The 24492-nt window shown below is 33.7% G+C and carries 27 protein-coding genes; 24 read left to right on the forward strand and 3 right to left on the reverse strand.

All coding sequences use genetic code 11. From position 1 onward, the window contains the following. The first annotated feature begins 71 nt into the window (after positions 1–71). The 11 genes from def (at position 72) to ACYUJ6_RS06870 (ending at position 9868) form a co-directional block, all read left to right on the forward strand. Positions 72–527 carry a peptide deformylase gene (gene def / locus ACYUJ6_RS06820; RefSeq protein WP_461845077.1) on the forward strand — a complete coding sequence of 152 codons (456 nt, stop codon included), beginning with the start codon at positions 72–74 and terminating at the stop codon, positions 525–527. Positions 528–530: 3 nt separating this feature from the next. Beyond that, positions 531–1463 carry a methionyl-tRNA formyltransferase gene (fmt, locus tag ACYUJ6_RS06825; protein ID WP_461845078.1) on the forward strand — a complete coding sequence of 311 codons (933 nt, stop codon included), beginning with the start codon at positions 531–533 and terminating at the stop codon, positions 1461–1463. A 20-nt stretch (positions 1464–1483) separates the two neighbouring features. Then, positions 1484–2164 carry a zinc metallopeptidase gene (locus ACYUJ6_RS06830; protein ID WP_461845079.1) on the forward strand — a complete coding sequence of 227 codons (681 nt, stop codon included), beginning with the start codon at positions 1484–1486 and terminating at the stop codon, positions 2162–2164. A gap of 172 nt (positions 2165–2336) precedes the next feature. Further along, the gene (gene rsmB, locus ACYUJ6_RS06835; protein ID WP_461845080.1) at positions 2337–3668 is read left to right on the forward strand and encodes a 16S rRNA (cytosine(967)-C(5))-methyltransferase RsmB; all 1332 of its coding nucleotides are present in this window, start codon (positions 2337–2339) and stop codon (positions 3666–3668) included. A 13-nt stretch (positions 3669–3681) separates the two neighbouring features. Further along, a complete protein-coding gene (gene rlmN / locus ACYUJ6_RS06840) occupies positions 3682–4761 on the forward strand; it encodes a dual-specificity RNA methyltransferase RlmN (protein WP_461845081.1) in 1080 nt (359 codons plus the stop codon). After that, positions 4733–5473, forward strand: a complete 741-nt coding sequence (locus ACYUJ6_RS06845; protein ID WP_461845082.1) for a Stp1/IreP family PP2C-type Ser/Thr phosphatase — start codon at positions 4733–4735, stop codon at positions 5471–5473. Before rlmN ends, ACYUJ6_RS06845 begins: the two co-directional genes overlap by 29 nt. Further along, positions 5448–7379 (forward strand): Stk1 family PASTA domain-containing Ser/Thr kinase, encoded by a 1932-nt coding sequence (gene pknB / locus ACYUJ6_RS06850; RefSeq protein ID WP_461845083.1) that lies wholly within the window; start codon positions 5448–5450, stop codon positions 7377–7379. The genes ACYUJ6_RS06845 and pknB overlap by 26 nt, the downstream gene beginning before the upstream one ends. A 35-nt stretch (positions 7380–7414) precedes the next feature. Continuing rightward, positions 7415–8281, forward strand: coding sequence for a ribosome small subunit-dependent GTPase A (rsgA, locus tag ACYUJ6_RS06855; protein ID WP_461845084.1), 867 nt, complete (start codon positions 7415–7417; stop codon positions 8279–8281). A 33-nt stretch (positions 8282–8314) separates the two neighbouring features. Next, entirely contained in the window at positions 8315–8965 is a 651-nt protein-coding gene (gene rpe / locus ACYUJ6_RS06860; protein WP_461845085.1) for a ribulose-phosphate 3-epimerase, read from the forward strand. Position 8966: 1 nt separating this feature from the next. Beyond that, entirely contained in the window at positions 8967–9602 is a 636-nt protein-coding gene (locus tag ACYUJ6_RS06865) for a thiamine diphosphokinase (RefSeq protein WP_461845086.1), read from the forward strand. 95 nt (positions 9603–9697) lie between these two features. Continuing rightward, positions 9698–9868: a hypothetical protein gene (locus tag ACYUJ6_RS06870; protein ID WP_461845087.1), complete on the forward strand. Its 171-nt coding sequence runs from the start codon at positions 9698–9700 to the stop codon at positions 9866–9868. A 134-nt stretch (positions 9869–10002) separates the two neighbouring features. Here ACYUJ6_RS06870 and rpmB read toward each other — a convergent pair whose 3' ends face one another. After that, positions 10003–10194 (reverse strand): 50S ribosomal protein L28, encoded by a 192-nt coding sequence (rpmB, locus tag ACYUJ6_RS06875; RefSeq protein ID WP_461845088.1) that lies wholly within the window; start codon positions 10192–10194, stop codon positions 10003–10005. 191 nt (positions 10195–10385) lie between these two features. Here rpmB and ACYUJ6_RS06880 point away from each other — a divergent pair, with 191 nt between their 5' ends. From ACYUJ6_RS06880 to ACYUJ6_RS06905, 6 genes are all read left to right on the forward strand, one after another. Continuing rightward, positions 10386–10736 (forward strand): Asp23/Gls24 family envelope stress response protein, encoded by a 351-nt coding sequence (locus ACYUJ6_RS06880; RefSeq protein ID WP_461845089.1) that lies wholly within the window; start codon positions 10386–10388, stop codon positions 10734–10736. A gap of 17 nt (positions 10737–10753) precedes the next feature. After that, positions 10754–12415, forward strand: a complete 1662-nt coding sequence (locus ACYUJ6_RS06885; protein WP_461845090.1) for a DAK2 domain-containing protein — start codon at positions 10754–10756, stop codon at positions 12413–12415. A 90-nt stretch (positions 12416–12505) separates the two neighbouring features. Continuing rightward, on the forward strand, positions 12506–14545 hold the full coding sequence (recG, locus tag ACYUJ6_RS06890; RefSeq protein WP_461845091.1) for an ATP-dependent DNA helicase RecG: 2040 nt from the start codon (positions 12506–12508) through the stop codon (positions 14543–14545). 111 nt (positions 14546–14656) lie between these two features. Further along, positions 14657–15217, forward strand: a complete 561-nt coding sequence (gene rsmD / locus ACYUJ6_RS06895; RefSeq protein ID WP_461845092.1) for a 16S rRNA (guanine(966)-N(2))-methyltransferase RsmD — start codon at positions 14657–14659, stop codon at positions 15215–15217. Between the two features lie 5 nt (positions 15218–15222). After that, positions 15223–15717, forward strand: a complete 495-nt coding sequence (gene coaD, locus ACYUJ6_RS06900) for a pantetheine-phosphate adenylyltransferase (RefSeq protein ID WP_461845093.1) — start codon at positions 15223–15225, stop codon at positions 15715–15717. A 20-nt stretch (positions 15718–15737) separates the two neighbouring features. Continuing rightward, positions 15738–16262 carry an ATPase gene (locus tag ACYUJ6_RS06905; protein ID WP_461845094.1) on the forward strand — a complete coding sequence of 175 codons (525 nt, stop codon included), beginning with the start codon at positions 15738–15740 and terminating at the stop codon, positions 16260–16262. Here ACYUJ6_RS06905 and ylbJ read toward each other — a convergent pair. Both ylbJ and ACYUJ6_RS06915 read right to left on the reverse strand, forming a co-directional pair. Then, a complete protein-coding gene (ylbJ, locus tag ACYUJ6_RS06910; RefSeq protein ID WP_461845095.1) occupies positions 16245–17411 on the reverse strand; it encodes a sporulation integral membrane protein YlbJ in 1167 nt (388 codons plus the stop codon). The two genes, ACYUJ6_RS06905 and ylbJ, sit on opposite strands and share 18 nt — an antisense overlap. A gap of 87 nt (positions 17412–17498) precedes the next feature. Next, positions 17499–18728: a nucleotidyltransferase gene (locus tag ACYUJ6_RS06915; RefSeq protein ID WP_461845096.1), complete on the reverse strand. Its 1230-nt coding sequence runs from the start codon at positions 18726–18728 to the stop codon at positions 17499–17501. A 283-nt stretch (positions 18729–19011) separates the two neighbouring features. On the opposite strand from ACYUJ6_RS06915, the gene pta reads away from it, so the two are divergent. From pta to rnc, 7 genes are all read left to right on the forward strand, one after another. After that, entirely contained in the window at positions 19012–20007 is a 996-nt protein-coding gene (gene pta, locus ACYUJ6_RS06920) for a phosphate acetyltransferase (RefSeq protein ID WP_461845097.1), read from the forward strand. Between the two features lie 86 nt (positions 20008–20093). Continuing rightward, the gene (locus ACYUJ6_RS06925; RefSeq protein WP_461845098.1) at positions 20094–21293 is read left to right on the forward strand and encodes an acetate/propionate family kinase; all 1200 of its coding nucleotides are present in this window, start codon (positions 20094–20096) and stop codon (positions 21291–21293) included. Between the two features lie 68 nt (positions 21294–21361). Further along, positions 21362–21859 carry a YceD family protein gene (locus tag ACYUJ6_RS06930; RefSeq protein WP_461845099.1) on the forward strand — a complete coding sequence of 166 codons (498 nt, stop codon included), beginning with the start codon at positions 21362–21364 and terminating at the stop codon, positions 21857–21859. 13 nt (positions 21860–21872) lie between these two features. After that, the gene (gene rpmF, locus ACYUJ6_RS06935; protein WP_461845100.1) at positions 21873–22055 is read left to right on the forward strand and encodes a 50S ribosomal protein L32; all 183 of its coding nucleotides are present in this window, start codon (positions 21873–21875) and stop codon (positions 22053–22055) included. A 195-nt stretch (positions 22056–22250) separates the two neighbouring features. Then, positions 22251–23273 (forward strand): phosphate acyltransferase PlsX, encoded by a 1023-nt coding sequence (gene plsX, locus ACYUJ6_RS06940; RefSeq protein ID WP_461845101.1) that lies wholly within the window; start codon positions 22251–22253, stop codon positions 23271–23273. 114 nt (positions 23274–23387) lie between these two features. Next, positions 23388–23621, forward strand: a complete 234-nt coding sequence (acpP, locus tag ACYUJ6_RS06945; RefSeq protein ID WP_461845102.1) for an acyl carrier protein — start codon at positions 23388–23390, stop codon at positions 23619–23621. A gap of 149 nt (positions 23622–23770) precedes the next feature. Beyond that, entirely contained in the window at positions 23771–24484 is a 714-nt protein-coding gene (rnc, locus tag ACYUJ6_RS06950) for a ribonuclease III (protein WP_461845103.1), read from the forward strand. Positions 24485–24492 lie beyond the last annotated feature (8 nt).

The following is a 24492-nucleotide window of genomic DNA, read 5'->3' on the forward strand; positions in this document are numbered from 1 at the left end:
AATTGAGAAGGGAGTTGAACAAGCCGCAGATAATCTTGAAATCTTATAGATTTTAAGGAGACGGTGAATATATGGCTTTGAGAAATATTAGAAAATACGGAGATGACATACTGAGGAAAAAAAGCAGGAAGGTAGATGTTATAAATGATAGAATTATAACATTGCTGAAAGATATGGAGGAAACATTATATGCAGAAGATGGCATAGGGCTTGCAGCACCCCAAGTAGGTGTTTTAAAAAGAGTTATAGTAGTTGATATAGGGGAGGGTATATTCAAGCTTGTAAATCCGGAAATTATATACACTGAGGGAAGTTATACAGACAGGGAAGGATGCTTGAGTATACCGGGAACACAGGGTGAAGTGAAAAGACCCCGTAAGGTAAAAGTAAAAGCGATAAATGAAAAAGGGGAAGAGGTAATAATAGAAGCAGAAGATTTACTGGCCAGGGCATTTTGTCATGAAATAGATCATTTAAATGGCATACTATTTGTAGATAAGATCATAAAAAAAGAAGGTGAAAAATGATATATGAATATAGTTTTTATGGGAACTCCTGATTTTTCAGTACCATCTTTAAAAAGATTAATAGAAGAATTTAATGTTGTAGCTGTATTTACCCAGCCTGACAAGCCAAAGGGCAGGGGCAAAAAAGTATTTCCATCTCCTGTTAAAGAAGAGGCCATTAAATATAATATACCCGTATATCAGCCTGCCAGGCTAAAAAATGACGAGCAGGCATTGAATGAGCTAAAAAAAATGGAAGTGGATTTTATAATAGTAGTAGCCTATGGACAGATACTTACAAAAGAAGTATTAGATATACCTAAAATAGGATGTATTAATCTGCATGCATCACTTTTGCCAAAATATAGAGGAGCTGCACCTATAAACTGGTGCATTATAAATGGAGAGAAGGAAAGTGGAAATACCACCATGTTCATGGATACCGGACTGGATACTGGAGATATGCTTTTAAATAGTGTTGTACGAATTTCAGAAGATATGACGGCAGGAGACCTGAAAAATCTATTGAAGGAAGATGGAGCAGATTTACTGGTAAAAACACTTAAAGGATTGGAATCAGGTGTAATCAAAAGAAAAAAGCAGGGAGAAACTCCCACTATTTATGCAAAAATGTTATCTAGAAATATGGCAAAAATAGATTGGAATCTCAGCAGCAGCAAAATAAAAAATTTTGTCAGAGGTTTAAATCCATGGCCTATTGCATATACTCAGTATAGCGGGGAAAATATGAAGATATATCAGGTGGATATACTGGATGAAACGTCCCAAAGGGAAGCCGGATATATACTAAAAATCTCTCAATCCGGAATTAAGGTAGCTTGCGGCAGTGGAGTTCTTATGATAAAAAAGGTACAATTTCCAGGAGGAAAGCCTATGGAAGTCAGTGAGTATATAAGAGGACATTCCATAGAACCAGGAATTGTATTGGGAAAATAATTTATGTAGAGGTGTAATTCATGTTTTATTTTGACAGCAGTTTTATTATATTAATCCCGGCACTTTTAGTGGCAGCTTGGGCTCAATATAAGGTATCTTCCACTTTTAATAAATATTCAAAATATAAAAGCCATAATGGATATACAGGTGCCCAGGTGGCAAGAATGCTTTTAGATGGCAGTGGACTTTATGAAGTCCCAGTGGAACTAATACCGGGTAAACTAAGTGATCACTATGATCCTTCTAAAAGAGTCATGAGACTTTCGGAAGATGTTTATTATGGAAATTCTGTAGCATCCATAGGTGTGGCGGCTCATGAAACCGGCCATGCCATTCAGCATAAGAATAGGTATCTTCCGCTTATTATCAGAAATTCTATTGTACCTGTAGTTAATTTTGGTTCTAATGCTTCCTGGATATTATTTTTGGCGGGATTTATTTTAGGAATTAGAGGACTTGTGAATGTGGGCATAATTTTATTTACTCTGGTAGTTCTGTTTCAAATAATAACTCTTCCTGTAGAATTAAATGCCTCCGGAAGAGCCTTAAAAATACTGGAAGGAAGGAATATACTCTATTCGGATGAGTTAAAGGGTGCAAGATCAGTTTTGAGTGCTGCTGCCATGACTTATGTAGCTGCTGCTTTAACAGCCATAGCCAATTTACTGAGACTTATATATATAAGCAGAGATAGAAATTAATTGTTCAAGGGATTCCCGGGTTCATATAGAAGTTTGTCAATAAAGAATGTGCTTTTTATGTATATGAAATTTAGAATAACTTATCCATGGCTGCAGTATTGTTTATTATGGGAGCCTTGGCAATAATGACAGCCGTGGAATAAATATATGTTATAAAATTAGAGGTAAAATTATGATAAATGCTAGAAACACAGCAGTTAAAATACTCAAACAGGTATTATACGACAATGCATATTCCAATACAGTCTTGAGTATGTATTTAAATAGAGAAGATTTGGGTAAAAAAGACAGAGCACTGGTTACGGAAATGGTATATGGTACTTTGAAATACAAATACACCATTGACAGTATATTGGGCAGTTTTATAAAGAGCAGCTTAAAAAGAATGGATGCAGATATAGTAAATATATTGAGAATATCCATATATCAATTGAGATATTTGGATAAGATTCCTGAATTTGCAGTGGTAAATGAGGCTGTAGAACTTTCCAAAGAAAGATCCGTTAAGCTGTCCAAACTGGTAAATGGAGTTCTGAGAAATTATTTGAGAAACAAAGATAATTTTATGTATGAGGATAAAGGGGATAAGATCCACAGGTTGTGTTTTAAATATTCCTTTCCACACTGGCTTACTGAACTTTTTATTACTCAATATGGTGAAAGCATAGGAGAGAGAATATTGAAAAATTCCAATGCAGTTCCCAAAATTACAGTGAGGGTAAATAGTTTGAAAGCAGAATATGAACAAGTGTGGAATGAACTTATAAAAAATGGATATGATGTAGAAAAGGGAATTGTGTGCAGGGAAGCTGTAGTTATAAAAGGAGGAGGCAATATAGAATCAAATCCTCTTTTTAGGGAGGGATATATTACAGTACAAGACGAGAGTGCAATGCTGGTAGCTAATCTTATGGATATTGAAAAAAATATGACTGTATTGGATCTTTGCAGTGCGCCGGGAGGAAAGTCCTGCCATATAGCAGAACTTATGAATAATACAGGCAGGGTATATTCCTATGACTTATATGAAAATAAGCTGGCATTGGTAAAAGACAATGCAAAAAGATTGGGAATTGAAAACATAGTTTGCAGCAGGATGAATGGGGAAAGATATGCAGAAAAGCTCAGTGGTACAGCAGACAGGGTACTTATAGATGTCCCCTGTTCAGGTCTTGGACTAATAAGGAAAAAACCTGAAATCAAATGGAATAAAGATCAACAGTCTATAGATAGTTTGATAAAAATACAGAGAAATATCATGTGTAATTCTTCAAAATATGTGAAGCTGGGTGGAAAGCTTGTATATTCCACCTGTACTTTAAATAAGATGGAAAATGGTGAAAATATAAAATGGTTTATTAAGAAAAACCCCCAGTTTAAATTGGAAAGACTGGATTATGGGAATTTTGGAAATATAATTTGCCATAGGGAAGGATATATTACTATACTTCCCAATGACAATGTAGATGGGTTTTTTATTGCCAAAATGATAAAATATAGGTAGGTGCAATAAATATATGTATAATATTTTTGACTTTAATATGGAGGACTTAAGGGATTGGATGAAAAGCAATGGTGAAAGTCAATTTAGGGCAAGCCAAATAACCAATTGGTTATATAAGAAAAGTCAATGGAATTTTGATTGCATGACTAATGTTTCTAAATCCCTGGCAAAAAAATTAAAGAGAAATTTTTATATAGGTGTTCCAGAATTAGTTAAGGGCTATGAGTCAAAATCAAAAGATACTTTTAAGTTTTTATATAGATACAGAGATGGAAATGTTATAGAAACTGTAGTTATGAAATATAAGCATGGAAATTCCGTATGTGTTTCAACACAAGTCGGGTGCAGAATGGGCTGTAAATTTTGTGCATCAACTGTAGACGGCATGGTGAGAAACTTAAGCAGTGGAGAAATATTGGCTCAGGTTCTCAGAGCTCAGAGTGAAATAGGAGAGCGAATATCAAATGTGGTTTTAATGGGAAGCGGAGAACCATTGGATAATTATGACAATGTGCTGAAATTTTTAAAAATAATAAGCTGTGAATATAGTCTTAATATAGGTCAAAGACATATAACTCTTTCTACCTGCGGTATAGTACCTAAAATAAAACAGCTGGCAGATGAAGGCTTACAGATAACTTTAGCTATATCACTACATTCACCGGATGATATAAAGAGAAAAAAGATAATGCCTATTGCAAATAAATATTCTATAGCAGAGATAATAGATGCCTGTAGATATTATATAGATAAAACCGGCAGAAGAATATCCTTTGAGTATGCTTTAGTAAAGGGCGTAAATGATACTTTGGAATGTGCTGAAGATTTAATTCAACTGCTGAAGGGATTATTATGCCATGTGAATTTAATACCTGTAAATGAAGTTAGAGAAAATGAATTTAAAAAGTCTTCTCTAAACAATATAAAAAATTTTTATGACAAACTCAGCGAAAATAAAATAGAAACTACAGTAAGAAGAGAAATGGGTTCGGACATAGATGCCGCTTGTGGACAGCTTAGAAGAAGTTATTTAGAATCAAAAAGGTATAGAAAGGGTGTAGAAAATGGTGGGGATCTTGTCAGATGTCGGTAAAGTAAGAAAGCTAAATGAAGATTTCGCAGGTTTCTATAAAGGAAAAAACTTAAATGTATATGTAATAGCAGATGGAATGGGCGGACATAATGCAGGGGAAGTTGCAAGTAAAATTGCAGTGGAAACAACTATAGATTATATAAAGGCTAAAGACACAGTGGATATGAAGGAAGATCTATTAAAAGCCATAAATTTGGCAAATGAAAGGATTTATAAATTATCCAGGAGCAACAATGAATTTGGTGGAATGGGGACAACTATAACAGCCTGTCTGGTTGAAGATATGAAAATGATAGTGGCCAATGTAGGTGACAGCGGGTGTTATATTGTAAAATACAATGGTATAGTAAAAATTACTAAAGATCATTCACTTGTACAGCAGCTGGTAGATGAAGGCAGTATAACTGAAGAGGAAGCTGCAATTCATCCCAATAAAAATATAATAACTAGGGCGCTTGGGACTAATTTATCTGTAAAAGTAGACATCTTTGAGGTGAATTTAGAAGATGTAGACAGGGTAATACTTTGTACTGATGGGTTATCTAATGGAGTAAGCACTAATGAGATGTATGATATAATAATGAATAACAATAACGAGGATGCCTGCAAACAGTTGATAGAACTTAGTAACCTTAGGGGTGGAAGGGATAATATATCAGTTATTGTATTTGAAGGAGAGGGTAAAGATGATAGGGACCATGCTAGGGAATAGATATGAGCCATTGGAAAAGATAGGGGAAGGTGGTATGGCAGTTGTCTATAGAGCTAAAGACCATCTTTTAAATAGAAATGTAGCTGTGAAAATTCTTAAAGAACAGTTTTCCAGTGATGGTGAGTTTGTTGAAAAGTTTAAAAGAGAAGCTGCGGCAGCTGCAAGCCTTTCGGATAATAATATAGTCAACATATATGATGTGGGTACACAGAATGATATAAATTATATAGTTATGGAATGTGTTGTCGGGAAGACATTAAAGCAGATAATAAAAGAGCAGGGTAAAATACCTCCGGAAAGATCCGTAGAAATAGCTATTCAGATAGCTAAAGCCCTAAAATGTGCACATAAGAATAATATTATACATAGAGATATAAAACCTCATAATATTCTTGTAACAGAAGATGGGATAGTGAAAGTAACGGATTTTGGCATTGCAAAAGCTTCGGATTCGGTTACCATAACTAATTCAAATAAGATAATGGGATCTGCACATTATTTTTCTCCTGAACAGGCAAAGGGCAGTTTTGTAGATTTTAGAACAGATATCTATTCCCTTGGAATAGTTATGTATGAAATGGTTACAGGTCAGGTGCCCTATGATGCGGAAAGCCCTGTGTCCATAGCATTGAAACATATACAGGAACCAGTAGTTCCTCCAATCAAATTAAATGAAAATGTACCGGAAAGTTTAAACAAATTGATTCTAAAGGCCGTAGAAAAAGAACCTATAAAAAGGTATCAGACCATGGAGGATATGCTTGTAGATCTGAAAAAGATAGAAAATAACCAAAATTTAAATTTGACGGAAGATGATTTAAATGATGATATGACACGAATAATGGATCCTGTAGATGTAAATGACAGTTATAAAAATGAAGAAGATTATAATGACTATGAAGAAGATGAGCCAAAAGATAAAAAACCTAAACCCACATTGGATCCTAAAAAGAAGAAAACCATACTTGTCATAGCGTTATTTATGCTGGTGGTAGTAATAGGTGCGGTTTCAGGGTATTTTTACAGCAAGACATATGGAAACTCAGGGGAAGCTACAGTACCCAATATAATAGGTATGAAACAGGATGAAGCTAAGAAATTGGTGGAAAGTAAAAAATTGAACTTTGTAGTAGGAGCTAAGGAAAAAAGCGACAAACCCGAGGGAACAGTAATTGAATGTTTTCCTAAATCAGGTTCAAAGGTAAAAGTGAATTCAGATGTAAGGGTAATTGTAAGTGGAGGCACTGATACAATGGGTGTTCCCAATGTAGTGGGCATAGATTTGAATACTGCAAAAGATATTATTACCAGCAGTGGACTCAGTGTGGGAAGTATATCTTATAAATATAGTGATACGGTGTCGCAAGGTCAGGTTATAAGTCAGGATCCGGAGGCAGATTCTAAAGTAAAAGATGGAGCAAAAGTAAATCTTGTAGTAAGCAGGGGATCTGAAGCAAAATATGTGACAGTTCCGGATGTTTCTGGAAAAAGTATAAAAGAAGCGGAAGCTATAATACAAAGTGCAGGATTGAGGGCTGCTGAAAATCCGGTGGAAACATCAGATAAATCTCAAGAAAACCAGGGGGTTACAAATCAAAGCATAGGAGCTTCACAACAAGTTAAAGAAGGTACTACGGTAACTTTGACTTATTATGTATATAAGGAACCTGAAGGTGAGCAGGGCAATAATCAGGGAGATCAGAATGGCAGCAGTGTAGCAGGAAGCAATGGAAACAGCAGCCAGCAGAATAATGGCAGCGGACAGCAAGGCAGTGGACAAAATGGAGGCGGACAAAATAGCGGTGGACAACAAGGCAGCGGCAATGGAAATGGCAGTAGCGGCAATTCAGGAGGAAATACCGGCTCAAATCCAAATAATCCGGGAAATTCAGACAAAAAAAATTAAAAGGCATATAATATAAATATGGATTAGGAGGAGTTATGAGGGGAATTATAGTTAAGGGAATAGGAGGATTTTATTATATAAAGACTGAAGATGGAGTAGTTGAATGCAAGGCAAGGGGAAGGTTCAGATATGATGGGCTTTCTCCCATGGTAGGAGATAATGTTAATATTATCATAGAAAGAAATCAGGGAGTTATTGATGAAATTTACTCCAGAAGGAGCCTGCTAAGAAGACCTGCAGTGGCTAATGTAACTCAGGCACTGGTGGTCTTTGCATTTAATCATCCTGAAATAAACGAAGATTTATTACATAGAATTCTTATAAGCTGCGAGTACAATAATTTGAAAATAATTGTCTGTTTCAATAAGATGGATTTGCCTAAACAGAAAAGGGAGACAGAGATTATAGATATGATAAGCAATATAGGCTATGAGGTATTACAGCTGAAGGCAAAAGAGGGATATGGCATTGACAGTATTAAAGAAAAACTCAGGGGTAATGTTACAGTATTATGCGGACCATCAGGTGTAGGAAAATCCACCATATTAAATTCTATTTGCGGAGAAAAGCTTATGGAGACGGGGAAGATAAGTGAAAAATTAAATAGGGGAAAACATACCACAAGGCACAGCCAGCTAATAGAGCTTGAAGATGGTTTTGTGGTAGATACTCCTGGATTTTCTTCATTGGATACAAGTGATATAACTGCAGAAAAACTTCAATATTGCTTCCCGGAATTTGCAGAGGCAATAGGAAAATGTAAATTTACAGGATGTATTCATCATAAAGAACCTGAATGTGCTGTTAAGGCTTCTGTGGAAAATGGGACTATAAATAAAAAAAGATATGATTTTTATATTAAAATTTTGGGGGAAATCTCCCGCAAGAAAAAATATTGGTGACTAAATTATAAAGAAGAAGGAGATAAATGCATTATGATAAAAATAGCACCTTCCATATTATCAGCAGACTTTTCAAAATTGGGGGAAGAGATAAAATTTCTAGATAAGTGTGGAGCGGATTTAATTCATATAGATGTAATGGACGGAAACTTTGTACCAAATATAAGTTTTGGTGTACCCGTCATAAAGAGCATAAGAAAATTTACTGGATTGACATTTGATGTTCATTTAATGATACAGGAACCTGCCAGATATGTGAAGGATTTTGTGGAGGCAGGGGCAGATATTATTACTGTTCACTTTGAGGCTGACAAACACTTGGACAGAACTGTAAATTATATCAAAAGTTTAGGTGTAAAGGCAGCTGTAGCATTAAATCCCGCTACATTGACAGATAATATAAAATATTTAATACCATGCCTGGATATGGTTCTTATAATGTCCGTAAATCCGGGATTCGGAGGACAAAAATATATAGAATATTGTTCCCAAAAAATTAAGGAAGTAAAAAATTTAAGTTATAAATATAATAAAGATTTAATGATAGAAGTGGATGGAGGTATTTCAAAATACAATATAGGCAGTGCAGTAGAAAATGGGGCAGATGTGATAGTGGCAGGCTCTGCTGTATTTAAAGACGGGAATGTAAAAGATAATATAAAGCAGTTAAGAGAGGGAGTTTAGTATGAAGGCAGTTATAGTATCAGGAGGAAGTGCCCCCTCTAGGGAATTGGTTGAAGAAGAACTTGGAAAGGATTCAATTTTGATATGTGCAGATGGTGGAGGAAACTGTCTCTATAAATATAATATTACACCTGAATATCTTATGGGAGATTTTGACTCTATAGATCAGAAGGTTTTGGAATTCTTCAAGAAAAAAAATTGTAATATAGAAAAATATCCTAAAGCTAAAAATTATACGGATACTGAAATTGTAGTTGACAGGGCTTTGAAATTAGGAGCAGATGAAATAGTATTGCTTGGAAGTACAGGAAGCAGAGTGGATCATCTTTTGGGAAACCTGGGAATGCTCTTAAAATGCAGTTTAAAAGGGATTAAGGCCTATATAAGAGATGAACATAATACTATCGGATTACTTGATAAATCAACTACAATAGAAGGGAATACAGGCGAAGTTTTTTCTCTGCATGCCTATTGTAATATAGTTAAAAATTTAAATATAATAGGTGCAAAATATAAGCTGAACGACTATGACTTGAAACTGGGGGACGGCAGGACAGTATCCAATGAATTTTTAAAAAGAAGTGTTGATATAATATTTGATAGTGGAAGATTGCTTTTAATGAAGAGTAAGGATTGAATTAACCACTGGGAATTAAATATTTTTTAAAATAGTAACAATACTGCAGTGATATGCATATAATAATGTAAAGCAATTTTTTATGGGATAATAACGTGAGAAAGAAAGGCTTTAGAAGAAGAACTAAAAAAAAGATTGGATTAGTAGCTTTATCTATAGGTGTCGGGTTTCTAATGACAGTTATTATCCCTATATGGGGATGGATAATAGCTGCAGGTGCCGGATTAATTTATTGTGGATGGTATCTAATAGAATCTCATAAATAAGGAGGTAGTTTGATGAAGATTATTGCATTTAAGCTTCCAGGTGTCCTGTCTGCAATTATAAAATTTTTTACTAAGAAAAAATAATTATATAAACACAAAAATGCAATTGTAACTAAACAACTGCATTTTTATTTTTATATGGCACGTTGAACCTTTCCTGAACGAAGGCATCTTGCACAAACATGTATGGTTTTTGGCGTACCATTAACTATGGCTTTGACTTTTCTTATATTTGGAGACCAAGTCCTTTTAGACTGACGGTGTGAATGACTATACTGTACACCAAATACAACGTCTTTACCACATATTTCACATTTTTTTGACATTACAAACACCTCCTTAAGAGTTTTACACAACTCAAACACAAACTATTTTACCACAGAAGGTATAATATGTGCAAGTAAATAGGAATTGCTTTTTAATATGACTGCTTTATGGAAAAATGTTACAGGTAACTTGAATAATAAAATATATTTATGGTATTATAGAATATGATATTGAGTGAGGAGGTTTTTATATGATAGGAAGTATTGTTGAGGAAAATGGATATATAGATTATTCAGAAGAAGTAGTTGCAAATATAGCTGGATTGTCTACTATGGAATGTTATGGAGTAGTAGGTATGGCTTCTAAAAATGCCAAAGATGGTTTTTGGAAGTTGATTAAAAGTGAAAATTTAAGTAAGGGAGTAAAAGTTCGTTTTAAAAACAATGAATTGATTATAGAACTGCATATAATAGTGGAATATGGAACAAAAATATCCGTAATTGCAAGTAATATAATACAAAAGATAAAATACAATATAGAAAACTACACAGGACTCAAAGTTTCAACTATTACAGTAAATGTTCAAGGTGTTAGGGTCTAGGGAGGTAATTTGTAAAAATGGGATACTTAAATATAGATGGGCAGATTTTTTACAATATGGTTGTAAATGCCAGCAATAAACTAGAAGAGCAAAAGGAATTTGTAAATTCATTAAATGTATTTCCAGTACCTGACGGGGATACAGGAACCAATATGTCCATGACCATTAGAAATGCAGTACTGGAGATATCCAATACAGAAGAGACATCTATAGGAGTAATAGTTAAACAGCTGGCCAAAGGAGCACTTATGGGAGCCAGGGGAAACTCCGGAGTAATACTTTCACAAATATTCAGAGGTATATCTAAAGGTATTCAGGGAAAAAACCAGATAAATTCATTGGAATTTGCAAACAGCCTGGAAGAAGGAGCAAAGTCTGCTTACAAGGCAGTTATGCGTCCTACGGAAGGTACTATATTGACTATTATAAGAGCTGTTGGTGAAAGTGCTGTAAAATCTCAGGAAAAAGATATAACTAAACTTCTGGAGGAAGTATGCAGCTATGGCAAGACTATGTTGGATAAAACCCCCGACATGCTTCCTGTTTTAAAAAAAGCTAAAGTAGTGGATGCCGGAGGGATGGGACTTCTCGTTATACTTCAGGGAATGTATGAAGCTTTAAAAAATAATATGGAAAGAGTAAATTTAAAAGAAGCTGGAACTGTGAAAATCCAGTCTGCAGCTAAAAATTTAGAAGAGCAGAATATAAAATATGGTTACTGTACGGAGTTTCTAATTCACTCCCAGGTATCAGATATACAAGATTTCAGAAGAAAGCTGCAGGAAGTGGGAGATTCTATGGTGGTAGTGAAGGATGAAGATATAATAAAAGTCCATATTCACACCAATGATCCGGGATGGGTTTTATCACAGGCAGTTAAGCTGGGGGAATTATCCAAGATAAAAATAGATAATATGAGAGAGCAGCACAGACATATTTTAAATATAGATGATTTTGAAGAAAATTCTTCTGAAAAGAAAATTGCTCAGGATGAAGAAAGCCATGAACAGGAAACTGAGTTAAAAAAGTATGCCTTTATTTCAGTATCTGCAGGAGAAGGTATTAATAATATATTTAAGGATTTGGGGGTGGATTACGTGATAGAAGGCGGCCAGACCATGAATCCCAGTACTGAAGATATATTAAACTGCATAGATGGTGTAAATTCAGAAACCGTATTTGTACTGCCTAACAATAAAAATGTAATTATGGCAGCTAATCAGGCGGCAGAGTTATCAAATAAAACAGTTAAAATAATACCAACTAAAACCATACCTCAGGGGATTACTGCAATAACAGCATTTAATTCGGATATGGATTTAAATGAAAATGTAAATGCCATGGAGAGTGCAATATCTACAGTGGCTACAGGATTGGTGACTTATGCAGTCAGGGATACGGAAGTGGATGAAAAAAATATAAAAAAGGGAGATATACTGGGACTTATTGAAGGTAAAATAAAACAAGTGGGAAAAGATAAATTCCAGGTGTGCGGCAATATAATAGATGAAATGACAGGGCAAAATAGTGAACTCATAAGTATATATTATGGTGAGGAATGTAATGAGAATGAAGTAAATGATTTTGTAAAGAAGCTGGAAAAGAAATATGAGGATATGGATATACAGTGTTACAGCGGAAAACAACCTCTTTATTATTTTATAGTATCTGTTGAATAAAAAAAGCCTTTGGGCTTTTTTTTATGTATACTATTAGAAAACTTATTAAGATATAGTATAATATTTTAGTAAAGAAGCAGGTGAAAGTTTATGAATGTATATGATGATGTTAAGTATATAAAGGGAGTTGGAACTGTAACTGCCAGAAATTTAAATAGATGTTGCGTATTTAATATACTGGATTTACTTTTATATTTTCCCAGGGACTATGATGTAATTTCCAATTGTACAAATTTAAAGGAACAGGGAATTGGAAAAGTTATAATAGACTGCAGAGTTAAAGCCATATGCAGAGATATAAGGACTAAAAATGGAAAAATTATTTCCACTGTAGTATTTGAAAATCAAGACACAATTTTTAAAGGAAAATGGTTCAATCAGCCCTATATAAAAAATAAATTCAGCATAAACAGTTTATGCAGGATAATGGGAAAAGTTCAGAAATTTAAGGGAGAAAGTTTTATAACAAACCCTGTTTTAATTAAGCACAGCGGAGTGGGTAAAACAGAAGAAAAGATAATACCAATATATCCGCTGAAGTCAGGAATAACAAATAACACTTTTATAAAGCTTATATCTGAAATACTGCCTGAAATAAATATAGAGGAAAACCTGCCTCGGTGGATTATTGCTAAATATAAGTTTTGCAGTTTGGATAGAGCTATAAGGATAATACATAATCCCACTTGTTTGAAAGAATTAGAACAGGGAAAAAGAAGACTTAAATTTCAGGAGTTATTTACATATTCTCTAAAAATATTGATGCTGAAACATAATTTTGATGATAATAAAAAGGGTATAGCTTTTAAAATCGCCCCGGAATTGACACAATTAAAGGAAAAGCTTCCCTATGAACTTACTGGAGCTCAAAAAAAAGTAATAAGAGAAATATTGATAGATGAAAAAAGACAACGTCCCATGAATAGATTGCTTCAGGGAGACGTAGGCAGCGGCAAGACTGTAGTGGCCCTGATAGCTATTTTTAATGTGGTAAAAAACGGCTATCAGGCAGTTCTAATGGCTCCCACTGAAATATTGGCAGCCCAGCATTATGTAGAAGCTAAAAAGCTGCTGGAACAATTTCACACAAGTATAGAGTTACTTTGTGGAAGCACTACAGCGAAAAATAAAGAAAGAATAAAACAGGAATTGAAGCTGGGGAAAATAGATATATTAATAGGAACTCATGCATTAATTCAAGATGATGTGGAATTTAAAAATATAGGAATGGTGATTACAGATGAACAGCATAGATTCGGAGTGATGCAGAGGAGCAAACTTACCAATAAGGGAGAAAATGTAGATACCCTTATTATGACAGCTACGCCTATTCCAAGAACTCTGAGTTTATATTTATATGGCGATTTGAATGTATCTACCATAGATGAACTTCCACCAGGAAGACAAAAAATAGATACTTATTACAGAGATAAAAATTCCAGAGATAATGTATATAGGTTTGCACTTGGTGAGATAAAAAGGGGAAGGCAGGTATATGTAGTATGTCCGCTAATAGAGGAAAATGACCAGCTTAATCTGAGTTCCGTAGAGGATATTTACGAAAAACTGAAAAAAAGCTATTTTAAAAATGTCCAGATAGATATATTATATGGTAAAATGTCCCCTAAGGACAAGAAAAATAAAATGAATAGATTTAAGCGTGGTGAAATAAAGGTAATGGTATCTACTACAGTTATAGAAGTGGGAATAAATGTGCCAAATGCTACAGTGATGATAGTGGAAAATGCAGAGAGATTTGGACTTGCACAGCTACATCAGCTTAGAGGAAGAGTTGGAAGAGGAGCATATAAATCCTATTGTATTTTAATTGCAGATATTAAAAATGATATAATAAGAAAAAGGATGGAAATAATGAAGTGCAGCAATGATGGATTTTTTATTGCAGAACAGGATTTAAAGCTAAGGGGGACAGGTGAAATTTTTGGATTCAGGCAACATGGTGAAGATGGATTGATTTTATCAAATCTGGTGGAGGATATAGATATATTTAAAGAAGCTAATTTAGAAGCTAAAAGACTTTTAAAAAGTGAAAATCCGGAGGATATAAGAATTAAAGAGGAAATACAGAAAAAGCTGCAGAGAACTTCAAAGTTTATAAGTTTTAATTAGGTTACAGCAACTTATGAGCAAATTTTGAATAATGCAAATATATATGTTAAAATGTTAGAGAATAAATATTACATATAATAAAAAGGCAGAAGAAAGCTAGGAGGAAAGTTTATGAGAATAATTTCAGGCCTTGCCAGAGGAAGAAAAATATTGTCCCCCAATGGATATGACACTACAAGGCCTACTTTGGATAGAATCAAGGAAGCTATGTTTAGTATAATTCAAAATAGAATCTATGATTCTGCCGTACTGGATGTGTTTGCAGGAACAGGAAGCCTTGGACTTGAAGCTGTAAGCAGGGGAGCTAAAAAGTGTTTCCTCATTGACAGGGACAGTGATACATTTTACTGTCTTCAAAAAAATGTGGAAAACTTAAAATTTCTTCCCATGTGCAATACTATGAACATGGATTCTTACAGAGCCCTTGAGAAGCTGGGATCAAAAGGAGAGGTATTTGATATAATATTTGTTGATCCTCCTTATAAAAAAGATATGATTCCGCCAGCAGTGGAATTAATTGAAAGAGAAAATTTATTGTGTAAAAATGGAATTATAGTCACTAAAATTGATACTGATGAGAAAATATATGATGGAACCCATAATATAGTTTTGACGGATCATAGAAAATATGGAAACACCACCCTATGTTTTTATAAATACAAGGAGGATTAATTAATATGAATACAGCAATATGCCCAGGAAGTTTTGATCCTATAACAAATGGGCATTTAGATATAATAAATAGATCAGCAAAGGTGTTTGATGAGGTAATAGTAGGAGTATTGGTTAATCCTGAAAAAAAAGGATTGTTTGATGTAGATGAAAGAGTTGAATTGATTAAAAAGGTAGTAGGAAACATACCTAATGTAAAAGTTGAAAGTTTTAGTGGACTTTTAATAGATTTCATGAAGGAAAGACATATTAAAGTTATAGTAAAAGGACTCAGGGCTGTATCGGATTTTGAATATGAATTTCAAATGTCTCTGATGAACAAGAAACTTGATCCCAATATAGAGACTGTATTTATGATGACCAGTGCTACCACTTCATTTTTAAGTTCATCTTCAGTAAAACAAGTTGCTATGTTTGGGGGATGTATTAAGGGATTGGTTCCCGAAGAAATAATACCTGATATTATAAGAAGGGTTAATAAAATGTGTAAAAATTATTAATGAACCTTAGGGGGAAAACTATGGATGTTATTAAACTTTTAGAATATCTTCAAGAAATTATGGATACTTCTGCTAAAGTCCCTATGACGGGAAAAGTTATGGTAAATAAAAAAGAGATCCAGGAAATATTGGATAAGATAGTTAACTGTCTTCCCGGTGAATTAAAGAAGGCACAGTGGATAGTAGAGGAGAAGGATAGGATTTTAACTGAAACTGTACAGGAAGCGGATAATATAAAGAAGGAAAATTTAAATTTATTAAGACGTCAGATAGAAAACCATGATATTACCAAAGAGGCAAATATCAGGGCTCAGGAGATAATTTCATCTGCACAAAAAAATGCCAAGGCTATAAGACTGGGAGCCAGAGATTATGCAGATGAAATGTTAAGTCAGTTAGACAGTGAGATATCAGGTAAAAGCAGTGAATTACTGACAAATTTAAAAATAGAATTCCAAAAGGTTTTAAAGGATGTAGAGGAAAATATAGATTTAAAAACGGATTCTATAAGAGCCAATATAAAGGAATTAAGAGATATGAAATAGTTTGTCTATCCTAAATATCAGCCAGGGCAGTATAAGCAAAATCAAGATGAATGCAAATATACTGCTTAAATCTCCCGTAATTTTGTAATAAGACAGAAATGTTTCTTTTGACAATTTATTAAAAAGCAGATGATAAATTAAAAAACTTAATGCAGAGCATATGATTCCCTGAAATACTTTGCCAATAACATATTTTTTCATGGATATCTTAAATTTATAAGTAAAGGAATAGACCTGTGATATAATTGAAACACCACTAAAGGTAAATAAAAAGCTTATAATGATAATTTTCAGGCTAAATGAGGCAGTGGAAGAGGATATTAGATTGCATCCATTGGTCATTTCTATTATTCCAAGCAGAGATCCTTCTAGTATGTCGCTGGAAATTCCCAGAAATTTTGAGATCTCCTGTATTAATGAGTTAAATAAAAAAGTATTTTTTAAAATATTATTTACTACAGAAAAGATAATTACAAATCCACCTATGGACATACAATTCTTTATGCTGTTTTCAATGCTGTTTTTAATTACCTTTCCAATATTTTCATGTACGTATATATGTTTTCTTTCATGAGTCTGATTTATATATATTTTTTTAGAAGGCATTAGAAGTCCCATAATCATACATGACAACAAATTAGACAACAATAGTATGTATCCAATAGTGGAGTTCTTGAACATTGAGATACCAACGGATCCCAGTATAAATAGAGGACTGGCATTAGAAGCTATATTTAGAAGCCTTTCACAGGTGTAAAGGTCTATTAAATTTTTTTCATATAATTCACAGGCATATTTTGCACCTAGAGGATATCCACAAAGCATGCTTATTATCAGGACAAAACTGCAGTTAATTGGAAGCCTGAGAGGTTTGCAGAGAAATTTCCCTATTAATTTAGAATATATATACACTCCGTCGTAGGCTAAAATTATATTTGATACAACTAAGAATGAAAATAAAGAGGGAAATACTTTATAAAAAAATAGCAAAGCACCTGAGATTACTCCATCTATACATACTTTTGGAGCTAATATAATCTGCACTATTAAGATAGAACAGATTATGGTAATAAGAACATTTATGTTCTTTATTGAAAGGCATAAAATAAGTATTATCATAAATATTAAAAAATAAAATAAAAAAGTCAACGACAATTACCTACTTTCTAAAAACTTTTACTCAAAATATATATCTTAGTAAATTATATTTATAAAATAGGATGCTTATTCTAAATTTTATTTATTATAATAAATAGGACTTTTGATGTAATCGTAATTAAAGGGTACACTTTTGTTTAAAAGACTGTAGGCATTGGTGGCTATTATATCTAAATCCAGGATCTTATCTGTTTTCTGAGGAAGTTTTGTATAGACTGGAATGTGAGAGCTTTTTTTAATCTCTCTGAGAATTTTTTTACCTGTATCATTAAATCCCAGCACTCTTGCATAAGGACACATGGTTTTTCTTAAATTTACTGTATCAAGATTTTCAAATCCCAGAAAAAATTGGCACAATATCCTGCTTATTCTGCTGTAGGTATATCTCTTGGTTTTGGAGGCTTCTATAATATTGTGATATAAACGATTATTTTTTATGGAATTAAATATCCTGTTTTCAATTCCCTCCGATACATCAGGCAGATATTTCAGTCTTTCTCCATAAAGAAAGCATTTATATTTTAAATAGGGCACCATGGAATCTTCAAATGTAAAATTATAATCAGAAGTATATAATTTTTTTAAAACAGAAAATACATTAGAAGGTAAATTGTGTCGTAAGTCATCTATATGTCCCTCTTTTTTTATAAAAGTACGAATAGAAGAAGCACTGGAAAAGTTTTCTTCTATGTCTGGACTGTTGTAAGAACCCCCAATCCTCTTTATGCAGTTGGGAATAATACTGCTATTGAGTTTTGCCAGGTTTTTGCAGTACTCTATTGCCAGGATGTTATTTGAAGAACACAATATCTTTTCCATATTATAATCTTTAAATCCAAAATTATTTATATTTGAAAAGAATTCAATCAATGCACTGCTTCTGGCTTTAGGATAAGATATACCTGCAGATAAATTTTTTTTTAAAAGCAATTTAAATTCATAAGGTTCTTCATATAATATTTTACCTATTAAATTTAACAGCTGTATATTTTCACATTCACTTCCAAAGCATATATTTTTTACTACACCCAGGCTGTCAAGAAGACTTACTGCACCGTAGGCAAAGAATTCTGCCGAAGACAAACTGTAAAGGGCAGGCAGTTCTATTACCAAATCAACTTGATTTAAAAGGGCGAAACTGGTTTTGGTCCACTTGTCTATTATAGAAGGCGTACCTCTTTGGACGAAATTACCGCTCATTACTGCTATTATCCCATCACATTTTGTCAGGGATTTTGTTTTCTCAATATGGTATTTATGACCATTGTGAAATGGATTGTATTCTACTATTATTCCGGTTATATTCATGTAAGTTACCTTCTTCCTGGTATTTGATATTGGTAATGGTTATAATTATATTATCAAGTATTTTAAATAGTGTCATATTCTTAATATTATAATCTATTATGTGAAGAATTTGAATGCAGTTTATTAATATAATATTTGGAATAAGATGTCTTAAAAATGCGGATATTGCTAAAATATTTAACTAAACCCTTAAATATGTTAATTTTTTATTGAAAAATACAGTTAAAAAGGATTATAGTATAATTGTATGTAATGTATACTAATTTTGAAAGGAGAAATAAATATGAAATTAATGGAACAAATCTGGGATCTGGCAAGAGCAAATAAGAAAAAAATTGTGTTGGCAGAAGGTGAAGAGGAAAGAACTCTTAAAGCTTGTGAAAAAATAATTAGTAATGGAATTGCAGACATAGTTTTAGTGGGAAATGAAAATGTTATAAAAGAAAAGGCATCAAAACTGGGGATAAATTTGGATGGCGCTGAAATAGAAAACCCACAGACATCAGACAAACTTTCAACTTATGTAAATGAGTTTTGTGAACTGAGGAAAAAGAAGGGAATGACCCTGGAAAAGGCTGATAAAATTGTAAGAGATCCTATATATTTTGCCACAATGATGGTTAAACATGGTGACGCAGATGGTCTTGTTTCAGGTGCTGTACATACAACAGGAGATCTTTTAAGACCAGGTCTTCAGATAGTAAAAACCGCACCGGGTGCTTCCGTAGTTTCAAGTACATTTATAATGGAAGTTCCAGATTGCAAATATGGAGATTGCGGTCTGTTGTTATTTGCGGATTGTGCAGTAAATCCATGTCCTGATGAAAATGAACTGGCTTCAATTGCAATAAGCACCGCAGAAACTGCAAAAAAATTATGTGGAATGGATCCCAAGGTTGCAATGTTATCCTTTTCTACCAAGGGAAGTGCAAAACATGATTTAGTGGATAAGGTAGTTAATGCTACAAAAATTGCTAAAAGTGCAAGACCTGATTTAAAAATAGATGGAGAGTTACAGCTGGATGCATCAATAGTTGAAAGTGTTGCAGACTTGAAGGCTCCGGAAAGTGATGTAGCGGGAAGTGCTAATGTACTTGTATTTCCGGATCTTCAAGCAGGGAATATAGGCTACAAACTTGTACAAAGATTTGCAAAAGCTCAGGCTATAGGACCTATATCCCAGGGATTTGCAAAACCTATAAATGATTTATCCAGGGGATGCAGTTCTGATGATATAGTAAATGTAGTGGCAGTAACGGCGGTTCAAGCACAAAATTAGAATGCTTTAAGACAATTTGCAAAATATTGCTGTAGTGATTTTTACAGAATACAGAAACTCAATTGATGATTAGGAGGAAATTAGGAATGAAGATATTAGTAGTGAACTGTGGAAGTTCATCATTAAAATATCAGCTTATAAACATGGAAGATGAAAAGGTCCTGGCAAAGGGGCTTGTTGAAAGAATTGGAATAGAAGGTTCTATCTTAACTCATAAGGTCAACGGTGAAAAACATATTATAGAACAACCTATGGAAGATCATAAAATTGCCATAAAATTGGTGCTTGATGCCCTTGTAGATAAAGATTATGGGGTAATAGACAGTATGTCGGAAATATATGCTGTAGGACACAGAGTTGTTCATGGCGGTGAAAAATATGCAGAGTCTGTACTTATAGATAAAGATGTTATGAAGGCTCTTGAAGAGTGTGTACCACTGGCACCACTACATAATCCACCTAATATAATAGGCATTAATGCCTGCAGGGAATTAATGCCGGACACACCAATGGTGGGAGTATTTGACACCGCATTCCATCAAACAATGCCAAAGTATTCTTATATTTATCCTCTTCCGTATGAATTATATGAAAAGTATAAAATAAGAAAATATGGATTCCATGGAACTTCTCACAGGTTCGTGGCTGCTGAAGCTGCTAAATTGATTGGTAAGGATATAGAGAAGCTGAAGATAATAACATGTCATTTGGGAAATGGAGCCAGTATATGTGCAGTGGACAAGGGTAAATCAGTGGATACAAGCATGGGATTTACACCCCTTGCGGGACTTGCCATGGGAACCAGATGTGGTGATATAGATCCGGCTATAATACCATTTTTAATCAATGCAACTGGTATGTCTGTAAATGATGTAGACACTTTGATGAATAAAAAGTCAGGGATACTTGGAGTATCAGGAGTGAGCAGTGACTTTAGAGATGTGGAAAATGCGGCTGGTTCTGGAAACAAAAGGGCAAAACTTGCATTGGATTTGTATTATCATAGAGTTAAATCTTTTATAGGAGCTTATACTGCAGTTTTAAATGGTGTAGATGCCATAGTATTCACTGCAGGTCTTGGAGAAAACTCAGCTACCAGCAGGGCTGCCATATGTGAAGGACTTGGCTATCTTGGAATTAAAATAGATGCCGGAAAAAATAGTATAAGAGGAGAAGCTTTGGAAATAAGCACTGGTGATTCAAAAGTAAGGATATTTGTAATTCCTACAAATGAAGAACTTATGATAGCCAGGGATACAAAAGAGATAGTTGAAAATGCAAAATAAATAAAAACTTGACTTTTAAGACTCATCTCTATATAATAAATTGTGGCTAATGTATAGAGGTGAGTATTATGGAATTAAATGTATCGGAATTATTTAATGAAAATATATCATCAAGGGAACTTGAACTTACAATAGAAGATGATGGATTTTATTATGGCGGTGAATACATAAGATTATTACAGCCTATGAAATTTAGTGGAACTTTAAATAAGGCAGAAAGCATTTTTATATTAGCTGGCAGGCTGCGTTGCTTACTGCAGCTCACTTGTTCCAGATGCTTTGAAAAGTTTCCATGTGCTGTAGATATTTCCATTACTGAAAAGTTCACAAATAGCGCAAATGTGGATGAAGAGATCATCTTTATAAATAGTGATATCATAGATATTACGGAAATATTAGAAAATAATATTATATTGAATTTACCAATTAAAAGGCTTTGCAGGGAAGACTGTAGAGGGTTATGTCAAAAGTGCGGCACTAACTTAAATTATTCTGAATGCCAATGTAAAAATGATGATATTGATCCAAGATTGGCAAAGCTAAAAGATATGTTTTTAACTGATTAAGGAGGTGTTTACTGTGGGAAATCCAGCCAGAAAATTCTCAAGGGCAAGAAGAGATTCGAGAAGAGCACAAACATTTAAATTAAGTTTACCAGACTTAGTTGAGTGTCCTCAGTGCCATGAAATGAAACTTGCTCATAGAGTGTGCAAAAATTGTGGATATTATAAAGGTAAAGAAGTTGTTTCAACGGCAAATTAATAAAAGAAAGTCATATGACTTTCTTTTTTTGCATTAAATGATTCTTGAATTCAGATGGAATTTGTGCATAAGGAATGCTTTCCGGCAACTGAACCTTAAAATAATTTATTCAGGGGTGCAGCGCTGACAATGATGTGGTCTTGGGGTAAAACACGAAATAGGTGTGCAATGACGGTATAAAGGGGAGGAAAAGGTATGATAATTGCTGTAGACGGGATGGGGGGAGACTTTGCACCTTCAGCTGTAGTTGAAGGTGCAGTTGAAGCTGTTAAAGAAAAAGATGTAGAGGTAATAATAACCGGGAAGAAACAGCAAATTGAAAAAGAACTATCTAAATATAATTATCCTAAAGAAAAAATAAGTATTTTAAATACTACTGAGGTTATAACTACTGAAGAAGCACCTGTTATGGCGGTTAGGAGAAAGAAAGATTCAAGTTTGGTTAAGGCATTGACTCTTGTAAAAGAAAATAAAGCAGATGCTGTTGTATCAGCAGGAAGTACTGGAGCATTTATGACAGGTGCTACTTTGATTGTAGGCAGAATTAAAGGCATAGACAGGGTAGCTCTGGCACCAGTTATGCCGGGAAGAAATGGAAAGTTCATGATTATAGATGCAGGAGCCAATGTGGACTGCAAACCCCAATATTTGCAGCAGTTTTCCCTAATGGGTAAAATATATTTTGAAAATATATTAAAAAAACAAAATCCATCAATAGGTCTTATAAATATAGGTGAAGAAGAGGAAAAAGGAAATGAATTGTGCAAAATAACTTATAAAATTTTAAAGGAAATGAATTTTAATTTTGTGGGCAATGTAGAACCAAGAGATGTTGCAGCAGGGAATGTAGATATATTGGTTTGTGATGGAATGATTGGAAATACTGTTTTGAAAATGTATGAGGGTGTAGCTTTAAATCTATTTGAAATGTTAAAAGAAGAAATTATGAAATCCTTTAGCACTAAATTGGGAGCCCTTCTTCTAAAACCGGTTTTTAAGAAAATTAAAAACAAAATGGATTATTCTGAATATGGCGGATCTGCTTTCCTGGGCTCCAGAGGTGTATGCGTAAAAGCTCATGGAAGTTCTAATGGGAAAGCTTTCAAAAATGCAATAAAACAGGCAATAAACTGCTGTGAGAATAAGGTTATAGATAAGATAAAATCTGAAATAGAAAAAATACCTGAAATGGAAGGTGATAATATAAAAAAGAAATAATATAAATATATTAATGCAAAACAGTTGGCAATAATATATTTAGTGACATTTATTGTTGACGATATATAAGTTATGTAATATTATTTATGTATAAAAATTTTTGGAGGTGAAATTATGGTTTTTGAAAAAATACAAAAATTAATATCTGAACAACTTGGAATAGATTCGCAGGAAATAAATTTGGAATCATCTTTTGTTGACGATTTGGGAGCAGATTCACTTGATATAGTTGAGTTAATAATGGCTCTGGAAACGGAGTTTGATTTAGAGATACCAGATGAGGAAGCTGAAAAAGTGAAAACGGTGGGAGATGTAGTTGAGTACATAAAAGCTCATACTGAAGAATAAAGTAAATGCCTTAAGGTCCCGTTTAATACGGGACCTTAATAGTATTTATATAAATAAGATGAACTTATTCTTGAATTTGCTTTTATTATGAGAATATAGCAGGTGGTTTACTGCAAATTGAAGAATAAATTTCAAAAGGAGAAATATGAATGGGTGAAAAAGTAAACCATATTGAGAATGTGGAAAAAAGGCTGAATGTATGTTTTAAGGATAAAAATCTGATAGAAATAGCATTAACCCATAGCTCGTATGCTAACGGAAGAAAAAATATAAAATTTAATGAGAGATTGGAGTTCCTGGGGGATTCCGTATTACAACTTTGCATATCAGAATATTTATTTCTAATGTATAAGAATAAACCAGAAGGAGAACTTACGAAAAAGAGAGCTCTTATAGTTTGCGAGAATTCTCTCTACGATGTAGCCAGAAAGTGGAATATTGGAGAATATATAAAGATGAGCAGAGGGGAAGAGCTTACAGGAGGAAGAGAGAGAACGTCCATATTGGCGGATTGTGTTGAAGCTATTATTGCAGCAGTTCATGTGGATTGCGGGTATGAGAAGGCCAGAAAGTTTATTATTGATAATTTTAAAAGTATTATACAAAAAGCTATGGAAAATAAAATAGTATTGGATTATAAGACCGAACTTCAGGAAATTGTGCAGAAAAATGGGGACGTATCTATAGAATATGTGCTTATAAAATATGATGGACCACCTCATAGAAGAAGATTTTATACCGAGGTGTGCATAGATAAAAATGTTTTAGGCAGTGGTATGGGGTATAGTAAAAAAGAATCTGAACAGAATGCAGCACATAATGCTCTGAACAAATTAAATTCTAAGGTTAGAAACAGAGTGTAGGGGAGAGG

This window comes from Clostridium sp. JNZ X4-2 (assembly GCF_054889485.1).

Bases quoted from the DNA above. Each gene is read 5' to 3' on its own strand.
- def (WP_461845077.1), top strand. From the start codon at position 72: ATGGCTTTGAGAAATATTAGAAAATACGGAGATGACATACTGAGGAAA.
- fmt (WP_461845078.1), top strand. From the start codon at position 531: ATGAATATAGTTTTTATGGGAACTCCTGATTTTTCAGTACCATCTTTA.
- ACYUJ6_RS06830 (WP_461845079.1), top strand. From the start codon at position 1,484: ATGTTTTATTTTGACAGCAGTTTTATTATATTAATCCCGGCACTTTTA.
- rsmB (WP_461845080.1), top strand. From the start codon at position 2,337: ATGATAAATGCTAGAAACACAGCAGTTAAAATACTCAAACAGGTATTA.
- rlmN (WP_461845081.1), top strand. From the start codon at position 3,682: ATGTATAATATTTTTGACTTTAATATGGAGGACTTAAGGGATTGGATG.
- ACYUJ6_RS06845 (WP_461845082.1), top strand. From the start codon at position 4,733: ATGGTGGGGATCTTGTCAGATGTCGGTAAAGTAAGAAAGCTAAATGAA.
- pknB (WP_461845083.1), top strand. From the start codon at position 5,448: ATGATAGGGACCATGCTAGGGAATAGATATGAGCCATTGGAAAAGATA.
- rsgA (WP_461845084.1), top strand. From the start codon at position 7,415: ATGAGGGGAATTATAGTTAAGGGAATAGGAGGATTTTATTATATAAAG.
- rpe (WP_461845085.1), top strand. From the start codon at position 8,315: ATGATAAAAATAGCACCTTCCATATTATCAGCAGACTTTTCAAAATTG.
- ACYUJ6_RS06865 (WP_461845086.1), top strand. From the start codon at position 8,967: ATGAAGGCAGTTATAGTATCAGGAGGAAGTGCCCCCTCTAGGGAATTG.
- rpmB (WP_461845088.1), bottom strand. From the start codon at position 10,194: ATGTCAAAAAAATGTGAAATATGTGGTAAAGACGTTGTATTTGGTGTA.
- ACYUJ6_RS06880 (WP_461845089.1), top strand. From the start codon at position 10,386: ATGATAGGAAGTATTGTTGAGGAAAATGGATATATAGATTATTCAGAA.
- ACYUJ6_RS06885 (WP_461845090.1), top strand. From the start codon at position 10,754: ATGGGATACTTAAATATAGATGGGCAGATTTTTTACAATATGGTTGTA.
- recG (WP_461845091.1), top strand. From the start codon at position 12,506: ATGAATGTATATGATGATGTTAAGTATATAAAGGGAGTTGGAACTGTA.
- rsmD (WP_461845092.1), top strand. From the start codon at position 14,657: ATGAGAATAATTTCAGGCCTTGCCAGAGGAAGAAAAATATTGTCCCCC.
- coaD (WP_461845093.1), top strand. From the start codon at position 15,223: ATGAATACAGCAATATGCCCAGGAAGTTTTGATCCTATAACAAATGGG.
- ACYUJ6_RS06905 (WP_461845094.1), top strand. From the start codon at position 15,738: ATGGATGTTATTAAACTTTTAGAATATCTTCAAGAAATTATGGATACT.
- ACYUJ6_RS06915 (WP_461845096.1), bottom strand. From the start codon at position 18,728: ATGAATATAACCGGAATAATAGTAGAATACAATCCATTTCACAATGGT.
- pta (WP_461845097.1), top strand. From the start codon at position 19,012: ATGAAATTAATGGAACAAATCTGGGATCTGGCAAGAGCAAATAAGAAA.
- ACYUJ6_RS06925 (WP_461845098.1), top strand. From the start codon at position 20,094: ATGAAGATATTAGTAGTGAACTGTGGAAGTTCATCATTAAAATATCAG.
- ACYUJ6_RS06930 (WP_461845099.1), top strand. From the start codon at position 21,362: ATGGAATTAAATGTATCGGAATTATTTAATGAAAATATATCATCAAGG.
- plsX (WP_461845101.1), top strand. From the start codon at position 22,251: ATGATAATTGCTGTAGACGGGATGGGGGGAGACTTTGCACCTTCAGCT.
- acpP (WP_461845102.1), top strand. From the start codon at position 23,388: ATGGTTTTTGAAAAAATACAAAAATTAATATCTGAACAACTTGGAATA.
- rnc (WP_461845103.1), top strand. From the start codon at position 23,771: ATGGGTGAAAAAGTAAACCATATTGAGAATGTGGAAAAAAGGCTGAAT.